This is a genomic window from Oceanicella sp., from assembly GCF_056449545.1.
The window spans coordinates 20,833-35,606 of record NZ_JBWOMN010000116.1; the positions used below are offsets into that span (position 1 = coordinate 20,833).

12 protein-coding genes and 1 tRNA gene are annotated in these 14,774 nt (G+C 69.6%); 4 read left to right on the plus strand and 9 right to left on the minus strand.

Features of this window, described 5'->3' with window-relative positions; all coding sequences use genetic code 11:
* Positions 1-3: 3 nt before the first annotated feature.
* From AC1HC7_RS15045 to AC1HC7_RS15075, 7 genes are all read right to left on the minus strand, one after another.
* On the minus strand, positions 4-867 hold the full coding sequence (locus AC1HC7_RS15045; protein WP_479496845.1) for an alkaline phosphatase family protein: 864 nt from the start codon (positions 865-867) through the stop codon (positions 4-6).
* Positions 864-2,501 (minus strand): ABC transporter ATP-binding protein, encoded by a 1,638-nt coding sequence (locus AC1HC7_RS15050; RefSeq protein WP_479496846.1) that lies wholly within the window; start codon positions 2,499-2,501, stop codon positions 864-866. The genes AC1HC7_RS15045 and AC1HC7_RS15050 overlap by 4 nt, the downstream gene beginning before the upstream one ends.
* Complete coding sequence (locus AC1HC7_RS15055) at positions 2,494-3,312, minus strand: ABC transporter permease (RefSeq protein ID WP_479499181.1); 819 nt, start codon at positions 3,310-3,312, stop codon at positions 2,494-2,496. Before AC1HC7_RS15055 ends, AC1HC7_RS15050 begins: the two co-directional genes overlap by 8 nt.
* Complete coding sequence (locus AC1HC7_RS15060; RefSeq protein ID WP_479496848.1) at positions 3,309-4,268, minus strand: ABC transporter permease; 960 nt, start codon at positions 4,266-4,268, stop codon at positions 3,309-3,311. The genes AC1HC7_RS15055 and AC1HC7_RS15060 overlap by 4 nt, the downstream gene beginning before the upstream one ends.
* 15 nt (positions 4,269-4,283) lie before the next feature.
* Positions 4,284-5,867 carry an ABC transporter substrate-binding protein gene (locus tag AC1HC7_RS15065; protein ID WP_479496849.1) on the minus strand — a complete coding sequence of 528 codons (1,584 nt, stop codon included), beginning with the start codon at positions 5,865-5,867 and terminating at the stop codon, positions 4,284-4,286.
* A gap of 188 nt (positions 5,868-6,055) precedes the next feature.
* Positions 6,056-8,059 carry a CocE/NonD family hydrolase gene (locus AC1HC7_RS15070; RefSeq protein WP_479496850.1) on the minus strand — a complete coding sequence of 668 codons (2,004 nt, stop codon included), beginning with the start codon at positions 8,057-8,059 and terminating at the stop codon, positions 6,056-6,058.
* Between the two features lie 356 nt (positions 8,060-8,415).
* Positions 8,416-9,441 (minus strand): aldo/keto reductase, encoded by a 1,026-nt coding sequence (locus AC1HC7_RS15075; protein ID WP_479496851.1) that lies wholly within the window; start codon positions 9,439-9,441, stop codon positions 8,416-8,418.
* 149 nt (positions 9,442-9,590) lie between these two features.
* Here AC1HC7_RS15075 and AC1HC7_RS15080 point away from each other — a divergent pair, with 149 nt between their 5' ends.
* Both AC1HC7_RS15080 and AC1HC7_RS15085 read left to right on the plus strand, forming a co-directional pair.
* A complete protein-coding gene (locus AC1HC7_RS15080) occupies positions 9,591-10,043 on the plus strand; it encodes an RbsD/FucU family protein (RefSeq protein ID WP_479496852.1) in 453 nt (150 codons plus the stop codon).
* Positions 10,044-10,069: 26 nt separating this feature from the next.
* Positions 10,070-11,041, plus strand: a complete 972-nt coding sequence (locus AC1HC7_RS15085; RefSeq protein WP_479496853.1) for a ribokinase — start codon at positions 10,070-10,072, stop codon at positions 11,039-11,041.
* Between the two features lie 437 nt (positions 11,042-11,478).
* On the opposite strand, the gene AC1HC7_RS15090 is transcribed toward AC1HC7_RS15085, so the two are convergent.
* A tRNA-Asn gene (locus tag AC1HC7_RS15090) sits at positions 11,479-11,553 on the minus strand.
* Between the two features lie 121 nt (positions 11,554-11,674).
* On the minus strand, positions 11,675-12,463 hold the full coding sequence (locus tag AC1HC7_RS15095; protein ID WP_479496854.1) for an IclR family transcriptional regulator: 789 nt from the start codon (positions 12,461-12,463) through the stop codon (positions 11,675-11,677).
* A 151-nt stretch (positions 12,464-12,614) separates the two neighbouring features.
* Between AC1HC7_RS15095 and pcaD the strand changes: the two genes are divergently transcribed.
* A complete protein-coding gene (pcaD, locus tag AC1HC7_RS15100) occupies positions 12,615-13,403 on the plus strand; it encodes a 3-oxoadipate enol-lactonase (RefSeq protein ID WP_479496855.1) in 789 nt (262 codons plus the stop codon).
* A gap of 188 nt (positions 13,404-13,591) precedes the next feature.
* Positions 13,592-14,774: 3-carboxy-cis,cis-muconate cycloisomerase (gene pcaB, locus AC1HC7_RS15105; RefSeq protein ID WP_479499182.1), on the plus strand; the 1,183-nt coding region annotated here is incomplete at its 3' end.

Below are 14,774 nucleotides of genomic sequence, written 5' to 3' on the forward strand. Positions count from 1 at the left end.
GCCTCAATCGGTGAGAAACGGCGCCGCGGCCATGCTGGCGGGGATCGCCACGCCCATGCGCGCCAGCACCGTCGGCGCCAGCGCCAGCTGATCCAGCAGCGTGTCTTCGGGCGGACCCTTGCCGGCGCCGAAGTGATACAGCGCGAAATCCCGCTGGTCCGGCTCGGACCCGCCATGATGGCCGCGCGCCGTCTGGCCGTGATCGGCGGTGACGATCACCTCGTCGCCGGCCGCCAGCCAAGCGCGCAGGAACGGCGCCAGCATGGCATCCATCACCGCGCAGGCGTGGTCCATCTCCGGGCTCTCATGGCCGTAGCGGTGGCCCATGCTGTCCAGCGTGCAGGTGTGCAGCACCCCGTAATCCAGCCCGAATCGCCGGGACAGGTTGCTGAGGCTGGCGAACAGGTCCACGTCGCTGGGGGTCATCTGATTGGCGTGCCCCGCCGCGGTCATGGTGTGAAAGCGCCCGTAATTGATGCTGGCGCTGTCGGGTTCGTCGTATTCCACGTCGCGCACATGGTCATAAGGCGCGCGGTTGAAGAATTCAGACCAGAAGGAATGGGTGACGGCGCCGGTGACGCCGCCCGCCTTGCGGACCTCGGAAAAGATGTCGGGCTGATCGAGCCGGAACACGGTCTCGTTCGAACTGACGCCGAGCGCCTGCGGCGTCTGCCCGGTGTGGATCGCGGCGTAGCACGTGGCCGAGATCGACGGCAGCACCGATCGCATGCGCCAGACCCGGGCGTCGCCGGACTGCACCCAGCCTTCCAGGTTTCCGAACAGTCGCCGCCAATTCCGCCACGGCACGCCGTCGAGGATGATCAGCTTCAGGCGGTTGCGCGGCCCGCCCCGTCGATTTGTCGTCAATTTCCGGCGCTCTCCATCTTACGCGTGGCGATGACCTGCTCCAGCCAGCCCAGTTGCATTTCCGGGACCGAGGACAGCAGCATGTCGGTGTAATCGTCGAAGGGCGGGTTCAGCACCTTCGATTTCGGGCCGTAGCGCACCACCTTGCCCTTGTGCATCACCGCAATGGAATCCGAGATCGCGCGCACCGTGGCGATGTCGTGGGTGATGAACAGATAGGCGACGTTCTCGCGTTTCTGCAGATCCAGCAGCAGCTTCAGGATGCCGTCGGCCACCAGCGGGTCGAGCGCCGACGTGACCTCGTCGCAGATGATCATCTTCGGCTTCGCCGCCAGCGCCCGGGCGATGCAGACCCGCTGCTTCTGACCGCCCGAGAGTTCCGCCGGGTAGCGGTCGGCGAAGCCCTCGCCCATCTCGATCTCGTCCAGCAATTCGGCGATCCGGTCGTCGCGCGCCTTGCCGCGCAGGCCGAAATAGAATTCCAGCGGCCGCCCGACGATGGTGCGCACGGTCTGGCGCGGGTTCATCGCGGTGTCGGCCATCTGGTAGATCATCTGCAGTTCGCGCAGGTCCTCCTTGCTGCGATCCGCCAGCCTTGGCGGCAATTCGCGCCCGTCGAAGGCGATGGTTCCCGCGCTTTGCGGCAGCAGCCCGGTGATCACCCGCGCCAGCGTCGACTTGCCGGACCCGGATTCGCCCACCACCGCCAGCGTCTGGCCCGGGTGCAGGTCCACGGACACGTCGCTGAGCACGTCCACGGGCAGATTGGGGTAGCGGGCGGTGACGTTGCTGACCGTCAGCAGCGGGGCGCCGGTGGGGGTCTGCTCCTCGTGATCGATGGAGCGCACCGAGACCAGGGCGCGGGTGTAATCCTGCGCCGGGGCCTCGATGATCTGCTGCGTCGCGCCGTATTCCACCTTCTTGCCGCCGCGCAGCACCAGGATGTGATCGGACACCTGCGCCACCACCGCCAGATCATGGGTGATGTAGAGCGCCGCGACCCCGGTGTCGCGGATCGCGTCCTTGATCGCCGCCAGCACGTCGATCTGGGTGGTGACGTCGAGCGCCGTGGTCGGTTCGTCGAAGATCACCAGATCGGGCTCGGAGCACAGCGCCATCGCGGTCATCGCCCGTTGCAGCTGCCCGCCCGAGACCTGATGCGGGTAGCGGGTCCCGAAATGCTCGGGGTCGGGCAGGCCGATCTTGCGGAACAGTTCGACGGCGCGGGCCTCGGCCTCCTGACGCGAGGCGACGCCGTGGTTCAGGGTCGCCTCGATCACCTGCTCCATCAACCGCTTGGCGGGGTTGAAGGCGGCCGCGGCGGATTGCGCCACATAGGTGACCTCGCGCCCGCGCAGCTTGCGCAGGCCGCGGGCGCCGCCCTTGAGGATGTCGCGGCCGTTGACAAACACCTCGCCGCCGGTGATGCGCACGCCGCCGCGCCCGTAGGCCATGGCCGACAGGCCGATGGTGGACTTGCCGGCGCCGGATTCGCCGATCAGCCCCAGCACCTTGCCCTTTTCGACGCTCACCGACACGTCATCGACGATGACGATGTCATGGGGCTTTTCGTCGGGCGGGTAGACCGTCGCCTCGATGCGCAGATGGCGGATGTCGAGCAGGATGTCAGCCACCGCGGCCCCCTTTCAGGCTGGTGGTGCGGTTGAGCACCCAGTCAGCCACCAGATTGACCGAGATCGCCAATGTCGCGATCGCCACCGCCGGCACCAGCGCCGCCGGTATGCCGTAGACGATGCCCTCCTTGTTTTCCTTGACGATGCCGCCCCAGTCGGCTTCGGGCGGCTGCACGCCAAGCCCGAGGAAGGACAGCGTCGACAGGAACAGCACCATGAAGATGAATCGCAGGCCCATTTCCGCGACCAGCGGCGACAGGGCGTTGGGCAGGATTTCGCGAAACACGATCCAGCCCCGGCCCTCGCCGCGCAGGCGCGCCGCCTCGACGTAATCCATCACCGTGATGTCCACGGCCACGGCGCGCGCCAGCCGGTAGACCCGGGTGGCGTCGAGCAGCCCCATCACCATCACCAGCACCAGCAGCGTGGTCGGCATCACCGACAGCACCACCAGCGCGAAGATCAGCGTCGGGATCGCCATGATCAGATCGACGAAACGCGACATGGCCTGATCGACCCAGCCGCCGATCACCGCCGCGCTCAGCCCCAGCACCGATCCGGTGCCGAATGACAGGATGGTCGCCATGGTGGCGATGTAGATGGTGGTCTGGCCGCCGTAGATCATGCGGCTGAGCAGGTCGCGGCCGATGGTGTCGGTGCCGAGCCAGTGCGCGGCCGAGGCCGGCTCCCACACGTCGCCGACGATCTCGGTCATGGAATAGGGCGCGATCCAGGGCGCGAACAGGGCGCCGAGGAAATACAGCCCGGTGAAGAACAGCCCGATCAGGGCGGAAATTGGGATCCGGGTCATTTCGGGTGCCTCAGGCGCGGATTGGCGAGGATCGAGACCAGGTCGGCCACCACGTTGAGGGTGATGTAGACCCCGGCGAAGATCAGCCCGCAGGCCTGCACCACCGGCACGTCGCGCTTGGCCACGTGGTCGACCAGGTATTGCCCGAGCCCGGGATAGATGAACACCACCTCCACCACCACCACGCCGACCACCAGATAGGCGAGGTTGAGCATCACCACGTTGACGATCGGGGCGATGGCGTTGGGCAGCGCGTGGCGGTAGATCACCTGAAACTGGCTCAGGCCCTTCAGTTCGGCGGTCTCGATATAGGCCGACTGCATGACGTTGAGGATCGCCGCGCGGGTCATGCGCATCATATGCGCCAGCACCACCAGCACCAGCACGGTGATGGGCAGGGCGATGGCGCTCAGCTTCTCGCCGAGGCTCATGGAATCGTTGATCGTGGCGACCGACGGAAACCAGCGCAGCTGCACCGCCACGTAGAAGATCAGGATGTAGCCGATGACGAATTCCGGCACCGAGATCGAGGCCAGCGTGATCCCGGAGATCAGCTTGTCGGGCCAGCGGTCCTTGTAGCGCACCGCGATCAGCCCCAGCAGAATCGCCAGCGGCACCGAGAATGCCGCCGCCCAGGCGGCGAGGAACATGGTGTTGCCAAGGCGGGCGCCGAGCGACTCGGCGATGTCGCGGCCATTGGACAGCGCCACCCCGAGATCGCCCTGCATGGCGTTGAACAGCCAGCTGAAATAACGCTGGATCGCGGGGTCGTTCAGACCCAGCTCCTTGCGCAGATTGGCCAGCGCCTCAGGCGTGGCCGATTGCCCCAGGATCGATTGCGCCACGTCGCCGGGCAGGATCTGGGTGCCCGCGAAGATCAGCGCCGAGGCGGCGAAAAGCAGCAGGACGCCCAGCGCGATGCGCTGGGCGAGAAGCTTGACAACGGGATGTGCCATGACCCCGGCCCGCCGTCAGGCGAGCCAGCACTTGGACGGGGCGAAGCCGTTCATCAATTCGCCGTTGGGATCGCCCTTCCAGCCCTGCACCGCGTCGGCGGTGGCGTCGATGAAATCGTTGAACATGGGGCAGATCAACCCGCCTTCGTCGCGCACCAGATAGCCCATGCGGCTGTACATTTCCCGGCGCTTCTTCTGGTCCAGCTCGGCGCGCGCCGACAGCAGCAGGCTGTCGAATTCATCGTTGAAGAACCGGGTGTCGTTCCAGTCCGCCGTGGACAGGTAGGCGGTGGAATACATCTGGTCCTGCGTCGGCCGCCCGCCCCAGTAGGAGGCGCAGAAGGGCTGCTTGTTCCAGACCTCGGACCAGTAGCCGTCATTGGGCTCGCGCTTGATCTCCAGCGGGATGCCGGCGGCCTTGGCGCTTTGCTGGAACAGCTGGGTGGCGTCGATGGCGCCGGGGAAGGCGGTCTCGGCGGTGCGCAGCAGCACCGATCCGTCATGGCCGGATTTCTTGAAGTGGAAGGCCGCCTTGTCCGGGTCGTAGGGGCGCTGCGGGATGGTGTCGTCGAACAGCGGATAGGCGGCGTTGATCGGCATGTCGTTGCCGACCCCGCCGTAGCCGCGCAGGATCTTGTCCACCAGGGCGTCGCGATCTATGGCGTATTTCAGCGCCAGCCGCAGATGGTTGTTGTCGAACGGCGCGGTGTCGCAATGCATGATGAACACGTAATGCCCGCGCCCCGACACGTTCTGCACGGTGACGCCGGGCACGCGCTTGACCAGTCTCACCACCTTGGGCTCGACCCGGTTGATCATGTGCACCTGACCCGATTGCAGCGCCGCGGTCCGGGCGGTGGAATCGTTGATCACCAGCATCTCGACGCTGTCCACATGGCCGGCGGTCTCGTCCCAGTAATTGGCGAATTTCTTGAACCCGTGGCGCACGCCCGGCTCGTTGTACTCGATCTGGTAGGGGCCGTTGCCGATGCCGGCGGTGGGGTTGTCGTAGCCGCCGTCGGGCTGGATGATCAGGTGGTAGTCGGCCATCAGGTAGGGCAGGTCGGCGTTGGGGGTCTTCAGCGTGACCGAGAAGATGTCCTCGTCCGCCGCCATGGATTCGATGCCGCGCATGATGCCCAGCGCGCCGGATTTCGAATTCTCGTCGGAATGGCGCTGCATGGTGCGCAGCACGTCCTGGGCGGTCAGGGTCTTGCCGTTGTGGAATTCCACCCCCTTGCGGATGCGGAAATGCCAGGTCTTGGCGTCGGAGCTGGCCTCGACGCTTTCGGCGAGCCGGTTTTCGATTTCGCCGGCGGGGCTGTTGCGCACCAGCGTGTCGCCGTATTGGCGCGAAATCAGATAGGGCACCTGGCTGGCGGCCAGCGCCGGATCCAGCGTGTTGGTGCTTTCGCCCCCGACCGAGCCGATCTTCAGATGCCCGCCCTTCTGCGGCCCGGCGGCGCGCGCGGCGCCAGCCAGCAGCGAACTGGCGGCGGCGGCGCTGAAGCCAAGCGCCGCGGCGCGGCCCATGAAGGCGCGGCGGCTGTGCTGACCGGCGGCGACGCGAAGACCCAGATGCTTGAGTTCTTCTGACATGATTTTCCCCCTGTTTCGGCTGTTGTCAGCCGGTGAATGATTGTTGTGTGGAAGCATGCGCGAAGTTTCTTCGCGCTGACAAGCGATCAGTGTCTTGTCACGAAAATTTTTTACTGTCGGACGATTTCGCCCGCGTCCGCACGGCTCGCCGTTGGTCCCGGGCGCCGGCGCCGCGATCCGGAGCGAGGTCAAAGGTTGTCCCTCGGGATCGCGTCGCTCACGTCGCGGGCGCGAATCAGGGTCTCGCCCTCATAGGCTTCAAGGCGCGCGCGCAGGTGGAAATGCGTCCGGTCCGACCACATGCGGGCATGGGTTTCGGTGCGCGTGGACCAGTCGCCGCGGGCGTTGGTCTCGGTCCAGTGGGTTTCGCCCGAGGCGCTCAGCGGATCGTCGGGGCGGATGCGCCAGGTCTCGCGGGCGATCGCGCCGCTGATCAGCCCGTGGTCGAGATCCTCCACCTCGCCGAAATCGTCGGTGATCGACAGCGTCACCTCGCCGGTGGCGAAATCGGTTTCGGACACCCGTGAACTGGCCGGGTCGCGCAGGCTGCGGGTCTGCCAGGGCGGGGCGGCTTCGGGCGGCGCAAAGCGCCATTCGTCGCCGGTCCCGGGCGGGCGCAACGGCAGGTCCAGCGCCCCCGCCAGCAGGGTCAGCGTCACCGCTTCGGGCGCTGGCCAGATCATCGGCCAGTAGGCCGAGGACAGCGCCAGCCGCAGCCGATGCCCCCTGGGCAGCCGATAGGCGATGTGATCGAGCTTCAGCGCGATGTCCGTCGGCGCGCCCGGGGTCAGCGGCGCCGGCGCCGCATGACCGGCGCGATGGCTGAGATTGAGCGCGCCCCAGGTGATGCGGGCCGAGGCCCCGTCGGGCGCCACGTCGCAGAGCCGGGCCACGATCGACCCCTGCGCGCGATCGCCGCAAAGCCGCAGGCGCAGGACCGGCGCGCCGAAAATGTCCTGGACCGAGGTCGATGGGGGCGCGTCGAAACAGGCCGAGAGCGCATCGTCGCCCCGCTGGTCGCCCGGCCCTTCCGGCCCCAGCCAGATGGCGCAGTATTCGCCCCCCGCGCCGCCGCAGGTCTGGGGCGAGGCGAGGCGGATCGCCATGTCGCCGCCGGCCCCGGCCAGCGCCCCGCCGGGCGTGCAATGCAGGGTTTTCAGCGCGACGCCCGGCGGCGGCAGGGCGGGGACCGCCGCCCAGCGCCCGGGGCGCGCGTCATGCCAGGTTTTCGGCGCCAGCCCGTCCATCACATAGGCGCGCAGGGCCGGGTCGGCCTCGACGCCGGTGTCGATGTCCTTCAGCCAGCGATCCCACCAGCGCAGCGCCTCCTGCAGGAACCCGATGCGCGGTTCGGGGGCGGCGAAATGCGGGTATTTGTGCACCCATGGCCCGACAATGCCCTTGACCGGCGCCGACAGGTTTTCCACCAGCGCCGGGACCGCGTTCCTGTAGGCGTCGCCCCAGCCGCCCACGGCCAGCGTCGCGGCCTTGATCGCCGAATAATCCTCGCAGACCGAGCCATGGCGCCAATAGGCGTCGCGCCGCTGGCGCCGCAGCCAGATCGCCGGCAGGAACGGCGCCGTCTCCAGCCGCTGCAGCCACATCTCGCGCCATTTTCGCCCCACCACCGCCGGGTCGGGCGGGCGCGAGGAATAGGACCACATGGTCGCCCCCCAGCCGAGATTCTCGTTGAGCAGGCAGCCGCCCTTGTAATGGATGTCGTCGGCGTAGCGATCCACGGTCGAACACAGGGTGATGATGGCCTTCAGCGGCGCCGGCGCCAGCGCCGCCGTCTGCAGGGCGTTGAAGCCGCCCCAGCTGATGCCCATCATGCCGACCCGCCCCGAACACCAGGGCTGGCGCGCGATCCAGGCGATGATCGCCACCGCGTCGGCCAGTTCCTGCGGGCTGTATTCGTCGCCGGGCGCCCCCTCGCTGTCGCCTGAGCCGCGCATGTCGACCCGAAGGCAGGCATAGCCGTGCCCGGCGAAATACGGATGCGTGAGCGCGTCGCGCGCCGTGGTGCCGTCGCGCTTGCGATAGGGCAGGAATTCGAGGATCGCCGGGACCGGATCGGCGGCCGCGTCGTCGGGCATCCACACCCGCGCCGACAACCGGCAGCCATCGGGCATCGCAATCCCCATGTCGGGGATCTCGACGGTCTGGCGCGGGAAATCGGTGATTGTCTTCATCAAGGAGCCCGAAAAAGCGTTTCGGATCCAGTGGAGACGGCGTTTTTCAATTCAGCATGGCGCGGAACGTCTGTTCCGGGGCTGTTTGCGACAGACGCTTCGGCGCTTCCCCGATTCGCCGCCGCCTGGCCGCGGGCTCGGACGATGCCGCTGAACCGCGCCGCCGCGCCGCCAGACACCGAAAACCTGCGCCGATTCGGCCGCCAGTCCCTCGGCAGCCGCGGCGCGTCCCAGCCCGCCGCCCATTGATCGCCCCCGGCGATCCGGCCGGTCGCGTCGGCGAGGCCGAGCAGGCAATGGGTTTCCTCCAGCGTCCACAGGTGAAGCGAATCGATGTCCTGGCGCGGCGCTTGCGCCTATGACCCCGGAACCGGCGCGTCGGCGCGGATCAGCCCTTCGGCGCGCAGATCCGACCACAGCGCGGCGGGGATCTCGACCGCGAGGGTCTCGACGTTCAACGCCACCTCCTCGGGCGTCCGGGCGCCGGGGATCGCCGCGAACACGCTGGGATGGGCCAGCGGAAAGCGCAGCGCGGCGGCGGCCAGCGGCACGCCGTGGGCCATGCACACCGCCTCGATCCGCGCCACCCGCGCCTTGATGATCGGCGGCGCCGCGGTGTAGTCGTACATCGCGCCCTCGACCGGGCCGGTGGCGAGAATGCCCGAATTGTAGGGCCCGCCCAGCAGCACGCCGATGCCGCGCGATTCGCAAAGCGGCAAAAAGCTGTCCAGCGCCGCCTGCTCCAGCAGCGTGTAGCGCCCGGCCAGCAGGAACAGGTCGAAATCCCCCTGCCGGGCCAGGGTCTCGCAGGTTTCCCATTCGTTGAGCCCGGCGCTGATCGCGCGCACCGCGCCCTGATCGCGCAGCGCCAGCAGCGCGCGATGCCCGCCGCCCATGAATTCGGCGATGCGCCGGTCGGATTCGGCCTTCGAGCCATGGGTGATGATGTCCACGTCATGGCAGTGCAGCACGTCGATGCGATCCGCGCCGAGCCGCTTCAGGCTGTGCTCGAAGCTGCGCATCACCCCGTCATAGGAATAGTCGAACACCACCCGGCGCGACGGGGTTTCCATGAACTGGTCGGGGGTGGCGTCCTGCGGCGCGCACTCCTCCAGCAGCCGGCCGATCTTGGTGGACAGCGTGTAGTCGTCGCGGGGCTTGTCGGCCAGGAACGCCCCGAACCGGGATTCCGACAGCCCCAGCCCGTAATAGGGCGCGGTGTCAAACAGCCGCATCCCCGCATCCCACGCGGCGGCCAGCGTCGCCTGCGCGGTGGGCTCGTCGATGGCCGCGAACAGGTTGCCCAGCGGCGCGCCGCCGAAACCAAGCTCCGTGGCGATCAGCGTCGCCCCCGAGGGGCAGGTGAAATCCGTGCGCTCCATGGCGTCCTCCTGTTTTTTTTCGATTTGGCGGACGGTAGCCGAGCGCGCCGCCGCCGCCAAGCGGCAAGCGCCGCTTGCCGGGGCGGGGCGCGCATGCGTAAAGTGCCGCCTCAAGGGTCGGGACAGGCCGGCGCGAGGGAGGACGTCGCATGCTCAAGGGGTTGGATCCGCTGTTGAACGCGGAGGTGCTGCACGCGTTGCGCGCCATGGGTCATGGCGACGAGCTGATCATCGCCGACACGAATTTCCCGTCCGATTCAGTGGCGCGCCAGACCACGCTGGGCCGCCTGCTGCGCATCGACGGGGTCGGCGCCGCGCGCGCCGTTCAGGCGGTGCTGTCGGTGATGCCGCTCGACACCTTCGTCGACGCGCCCGCCCTGCGCATGGAGGTCGTCGGCGCCCCCGATGAAATCCCCCCGGTGCAGGCCGAGGTGCAGGCCGCCGTCGACGCCGCCGAGGGCCGCGCCGCCCCCATGGCCCCGATCGAGCGCCACGCCTTCTATGCGCGGGCGAAAAACGCCTATTGCGTGATCCAGACCGGCGAGCGTCGCTTCTATGGCTGTTTCGTGCTGGGCAAGGGCGTGATCGCGCCAGAGAATTGATCGCGGGCCGACTGGAAGGGCATGACATGACGCATGACGCAAACGGCGGGCCGGGCGGCGCATCCGGCGAACGATCCGGGGTTGCGATCCTTGGCGTGTTCGTGGCCGACACCGCCTATCGCGCGCCGCGCCAGCCGCGCATGGGCGAGACCATCCTCGGTTCGGGCTTTGCGCTCGGGCCCGGGGGCAAGGGGTCGAACCAGGCGGTGGCCTCGGCGCGCATGGGGGCGAAGACCACCTTCATCACCCGCATCGGCCAGGATGATTTCGCCGACATGGCGCGCAAGACCTGGGCCGGGGCCGGGGTGATCCCGGCGGCGATCATCGATCCCGACAGCTACACCGGCGCCGCCTACATCTTCATCGACGAAGCCACCGGCGACAACGCCATCATCGTCAGCCCCGGCGCCGCGGGCCGCATCTCGGTCGCCGACATGGAGGCGGCGGCGGACGTGATCCGCTCCGCCGCGGTCTTCGTCACCCAGCTCGAACAGCCCATCGACGCGGCGACGCGGGCGCTGGAGATCGCCAGGGCGGCGGGGGTGATCACGGTGCTGAACCCGGCGCCGGCGGCGACGCTGGATCCGTCGATCTACGGGCTCTGCGACTACGTCACCCCCAACGAGACCGAGGCCGAGGCGCTCACCGGCATCAAGGTCGCCAATGATTCCGACGCCAGGCGCGCGGCGCAGGCCCTGCGCGACATGGGCGCCGGCGCGGTGGTGGTGACGCTGGGCGAGGCCGGGGCGCTGTTCCACGGCCCCGAGGTCACGGCCATGGCCCCGGCGTTCCGCGTCGGCGCGGTGGTGGAGACCACCGGCGCCGGCGACGCCTTCACCGGCGGCTTCGCGGCGGCGCTGTCGCGCGGCGTCGATCCGCTGGAGGCGGTGCGCATCGGCTGCGCCACCGCCGGCATCTCGGTCACCCGCGCCGGCACCGCGCCGGCCATGCCGACCCGCGCCGAGGTCGATGCGCTGCTGGCCTCGATCGGCGACTGACCGGGCGCCGCCGTCGCGTCAGGGTCCCGCACCCCCGCCGCCATGTCCAATCCCCCATGCGGCCAGCGATCCGCGGGCGGGACAGGGGCCCCGCCACCGGCGGAACGCGCCCGGCACATATGGTCCTGCGCTAACCTGGTTTCGACTTGCCGGAGGCGGCGAAATCGCCGCTGAACGCACCGGATCAGGGCGTCAGCGAGGCTTTCGCCGAACTTGATCCGGGCGCCGAGGCGGTTTTGGCCGCGCCCCTGCGGGCAAGTCCCGGATCAGACGGGGGAAGGGGGGGGACAGTTCACAGCGTGAAGGCTGCGGCGCATGTTCGCGCAGCCATGAACCTTCGGCGGGGCCGAAACGCCCCGACAACCGGCGCGATGGCGGCGGTCGGTAGGCGTCAGAACGCGTATCGCGCCGATTTTATCAGCAAAATCAAGGGAGTTTGGCTCCGGCGGTAGGATTCGAACCTACGACCCGCGGATTAACAGTCCGATGCTCTACCACTGAGCTACGCCGGACCAGAGCCGTCCCTTGGGGACGCCGCAGCCTATAGCAAAGGCGTTTTCTGGCGTCCAGCGGTATTCTTCGCCAATGCGCGCGACCGGCGGCGCGGGCGCGACCCGGGGCCCGGGCGCGGGTTCAGGCGGGCTTGCCGCCATAGTCGCGGGTCACCTCGGAGGCCACCTGCTTCACGGTCTGGGCCAGCGAGATCAGCTTGGAATCGTCGATCCGGGTTTTCGGGCCGGACACCGAGATCGCCGCCACCGGCGCCCCGGTCTCGTCGAGCACCGCGCCGGCGACGCAGCGCAGGCCCTCGGCGTTTTCCTCGTCATCGACCGACACCCGCGTCTGGCGGATGTCCTCCAGCGCCGCGTTCAGCGCGCCGCGATTGGTGATGGTCCGGCTGGTGGCGCGGGGCAGGCCGTGCTCGGCGATGACGCGGGACACGCGCTCGGCGTCGAAATGCGCGAGGATCGCCTTGCCGGCGCCCGACCAGTGCATGCGCGAGCGTTCGCCGACCCGGGTCAGCACGCGCATGGAGTGGCGCGATTCGAACTGCGCCATGCAGACCAGCTCGCCCCCGGCCTCCAGAAAGATGTTCGCGGTCTCGCCGGTCTGCTCCTGCAGGCGGCGCAGATAGGGGCGGGCGAGCATGATCACGTCGCGGCTGCGCGCGAAGGCGGCCCCGGCGGTGAAGGCGGCGACGCCCACGTTCCAGGCGCCGGTGACCGCGTCAAAGCGCACGAAGCGCTCGCTCTCCAGCGTGGTCAGGATCCGGTGCGCGGTGGAGGCGGCGAGCCCGGCCAGCGCGGCGGTCTCGGACAGGGTCAGCCCGTCGCCGCTTTCAGACAGCACGCGCAGCACGGTCATGGCGCGGGTGATCGAACGAACCTGGCCGATGCGGCCGCTGGCGTCTCGTGATGACATCGGGCGTCTCCGGAAGGGTGTGCAGGGCGACTTAGCACGGCGGCGGCGCAAGACCAGTCCGAACCCGCGCGTCAAGGTTGATCTGGCGGGCGATTCACGGTTCACATGTCCCAAACGCCCGGCGCGGCCGGCGGCAAGCGGGGGAACGATCATGCAAAGCGCGCGACTGAACGGCATCGTGACGCATTACCGCGACGAGGGCGCGGGCCGCCCCGTGGTGCTGGCCAATTCGCTGGGCACGGATTTCCGGGTCTGGGATCGCATGGCGGCGCTGCTGCCGCCGGGGCTGCGGCTGATCCGCTACGACAAGCGCGGCCACGGGCTGAGCGAGGCCCCCGACGCGCCCTACGCCATGGAGGATCTGGTCGCCGACGCCGCGGCGCTGATGGATCACCTCGGGGTGCGCGACGCGCTGTTCATCGGGTTGTCCATCGGCGGCATGATCGCGCAGGGGCTGGCGGCGACGCGCCCGGATCTGGTGCGCGCCATGGTGCTCATGGACACCGCCGCCAGGATCGGCGAGCGCGAGGTCTGGAACGAACGCATCGCCGCGGTCGAGGCCGGGGGCATCGGCGTCTTGTCCGAGGCGATTCTCGGCCGCTGGTTCTCGCAGGCGTTTCGCGAGCGGCAGGTCGAGGACCTGGCGATCTGGCGGCACATGCTCACCCGCACGCCGGTGCAGGGCTATCTGGGCTGCTGCGTCGCCCTGCGCGAGGCGGATCTGTCGGCGAGCACCGCGGGCCTGACCCTGCCGACGCTGGCCATCGTCGGCGAGGAGGACGGCTCCACGCCCCCGGATCTGGTCCGCGCCACCGCCGCCCTGATCCCCGGCGCCCGCTTCGAGAAGATCGCGGGCGTCGGCCATCTGCCCTGCGTCGAGGCGCCCGAGGCCACCGCCGCGCTGATCGCCGCCTTCATGGCCGAACGCCATCCGGGCTGAGACGAACGGGACAACCGCCGGCGCGCGGCCGCGGGCGTCGCCGTTCCGGGCGCGACCCGGGATCGCCCGGCGCCAGCCCGCCCCCCGGGGCGGCGCCGATCGCCGGGCGGGCGCTGGACGCGCCGCGCCGCGTCATGTAGCGCGGGTCCGACCAGGCGCGCCGCGCCGCAACAGATGGAGCGCCGCCCGTGGCCGTATCCCCCTTCGACAGCGCCATGCACCGGGACCTGTTCGGCGACCGCGAGATCGGCGCGCTGTTCACCGACGCGGCGGAGATCCGCGCCGTGCTGCGGTTCGAGGGCGCCTTGGCGCGGGCGCAGGGGCGGCTCGGGCTGATCCCGGCGGACAGCGCCGCGGCCATCGAGCGCGCCGCGCGCCGGGCGGTGATCGATCCCGCCGCCATCGCCGGCGGGACGGCGGCGGCGGGGGTGTCGATCCCGGCGCTGATCCCGGCGTTTCGCGCCGCCATGGGCGCGCCGGAACACGCCGCCTACGTGCATTGGGGCGCCACCAGCCAGGATGCGCTGGACACCGGGCTGGTGCTGCGTCTGCGGGCCATGCTCGACATTCTCGATGCGCGGCTGAGCGCCATCCTCGGCGCGCTCGGCGATCAGGCCGCCGCCCATCGCGACCTGCCCATGGCGGCGCGCACGCGTGGCCAGATCGCCACGCCCACCACCTTCGGCGCGCGGGTCGCCGCCTGGGGCATGCCGCTGATCCGGGCGCGGGCCCGGCTGCGGGACCTGCGGCCCCGGCTGCTGGCGCTGAGCCTCGGCGGCGCCTCGGGCACGCTGTCGGCGCTGGGGGCGCAGGCCGATGCGGCGGTGGCGGAAACCGCGCGGGGGCTGGGGCTCGCGGCGCCGGACATCCCGTGGCATTCGACGCGCGACGGGGTGGCGGAACTGGGCGCGGCGCTGGCGATCCTCTGTGGATCGCTGGGCAAATTCGGGCGGGACCTGATCCTGCTTGGCCAAAGCGAAATCGGCGAGCTGCGGGTCGGGGCCGGCGGCGGCTCCTCGACCATGCCGCATAAATCCAACCCGGTGGGCGCGGAAACCCTGGTGGCGCTGGGGCGATTGTCGGCCCGCCTGTCAGGCGCCATGCTCGATGCGCTGGCGCATGAAAGCGAACGCGACGGCGCCGCCTGGGCGCTGGAATGGCTCAGCCTGCCGCAGCTCTGCATGGCGGCCGGGGGGGCCACGCGCCACGCGCTGGGGCTGGCGCAGAGCCTCGCGCCCGATCCCGCGCGCATGGCGGCGACCATGGCGGCGACGCGCGGGCTGATGCTGGCCGAAGTCGCGACCTTCGCGCTTGCCGCGCATATGCCGCGGCCCGCGGCGCAGGCGCTGGTCAAGACCGCCTGCGCCGCGG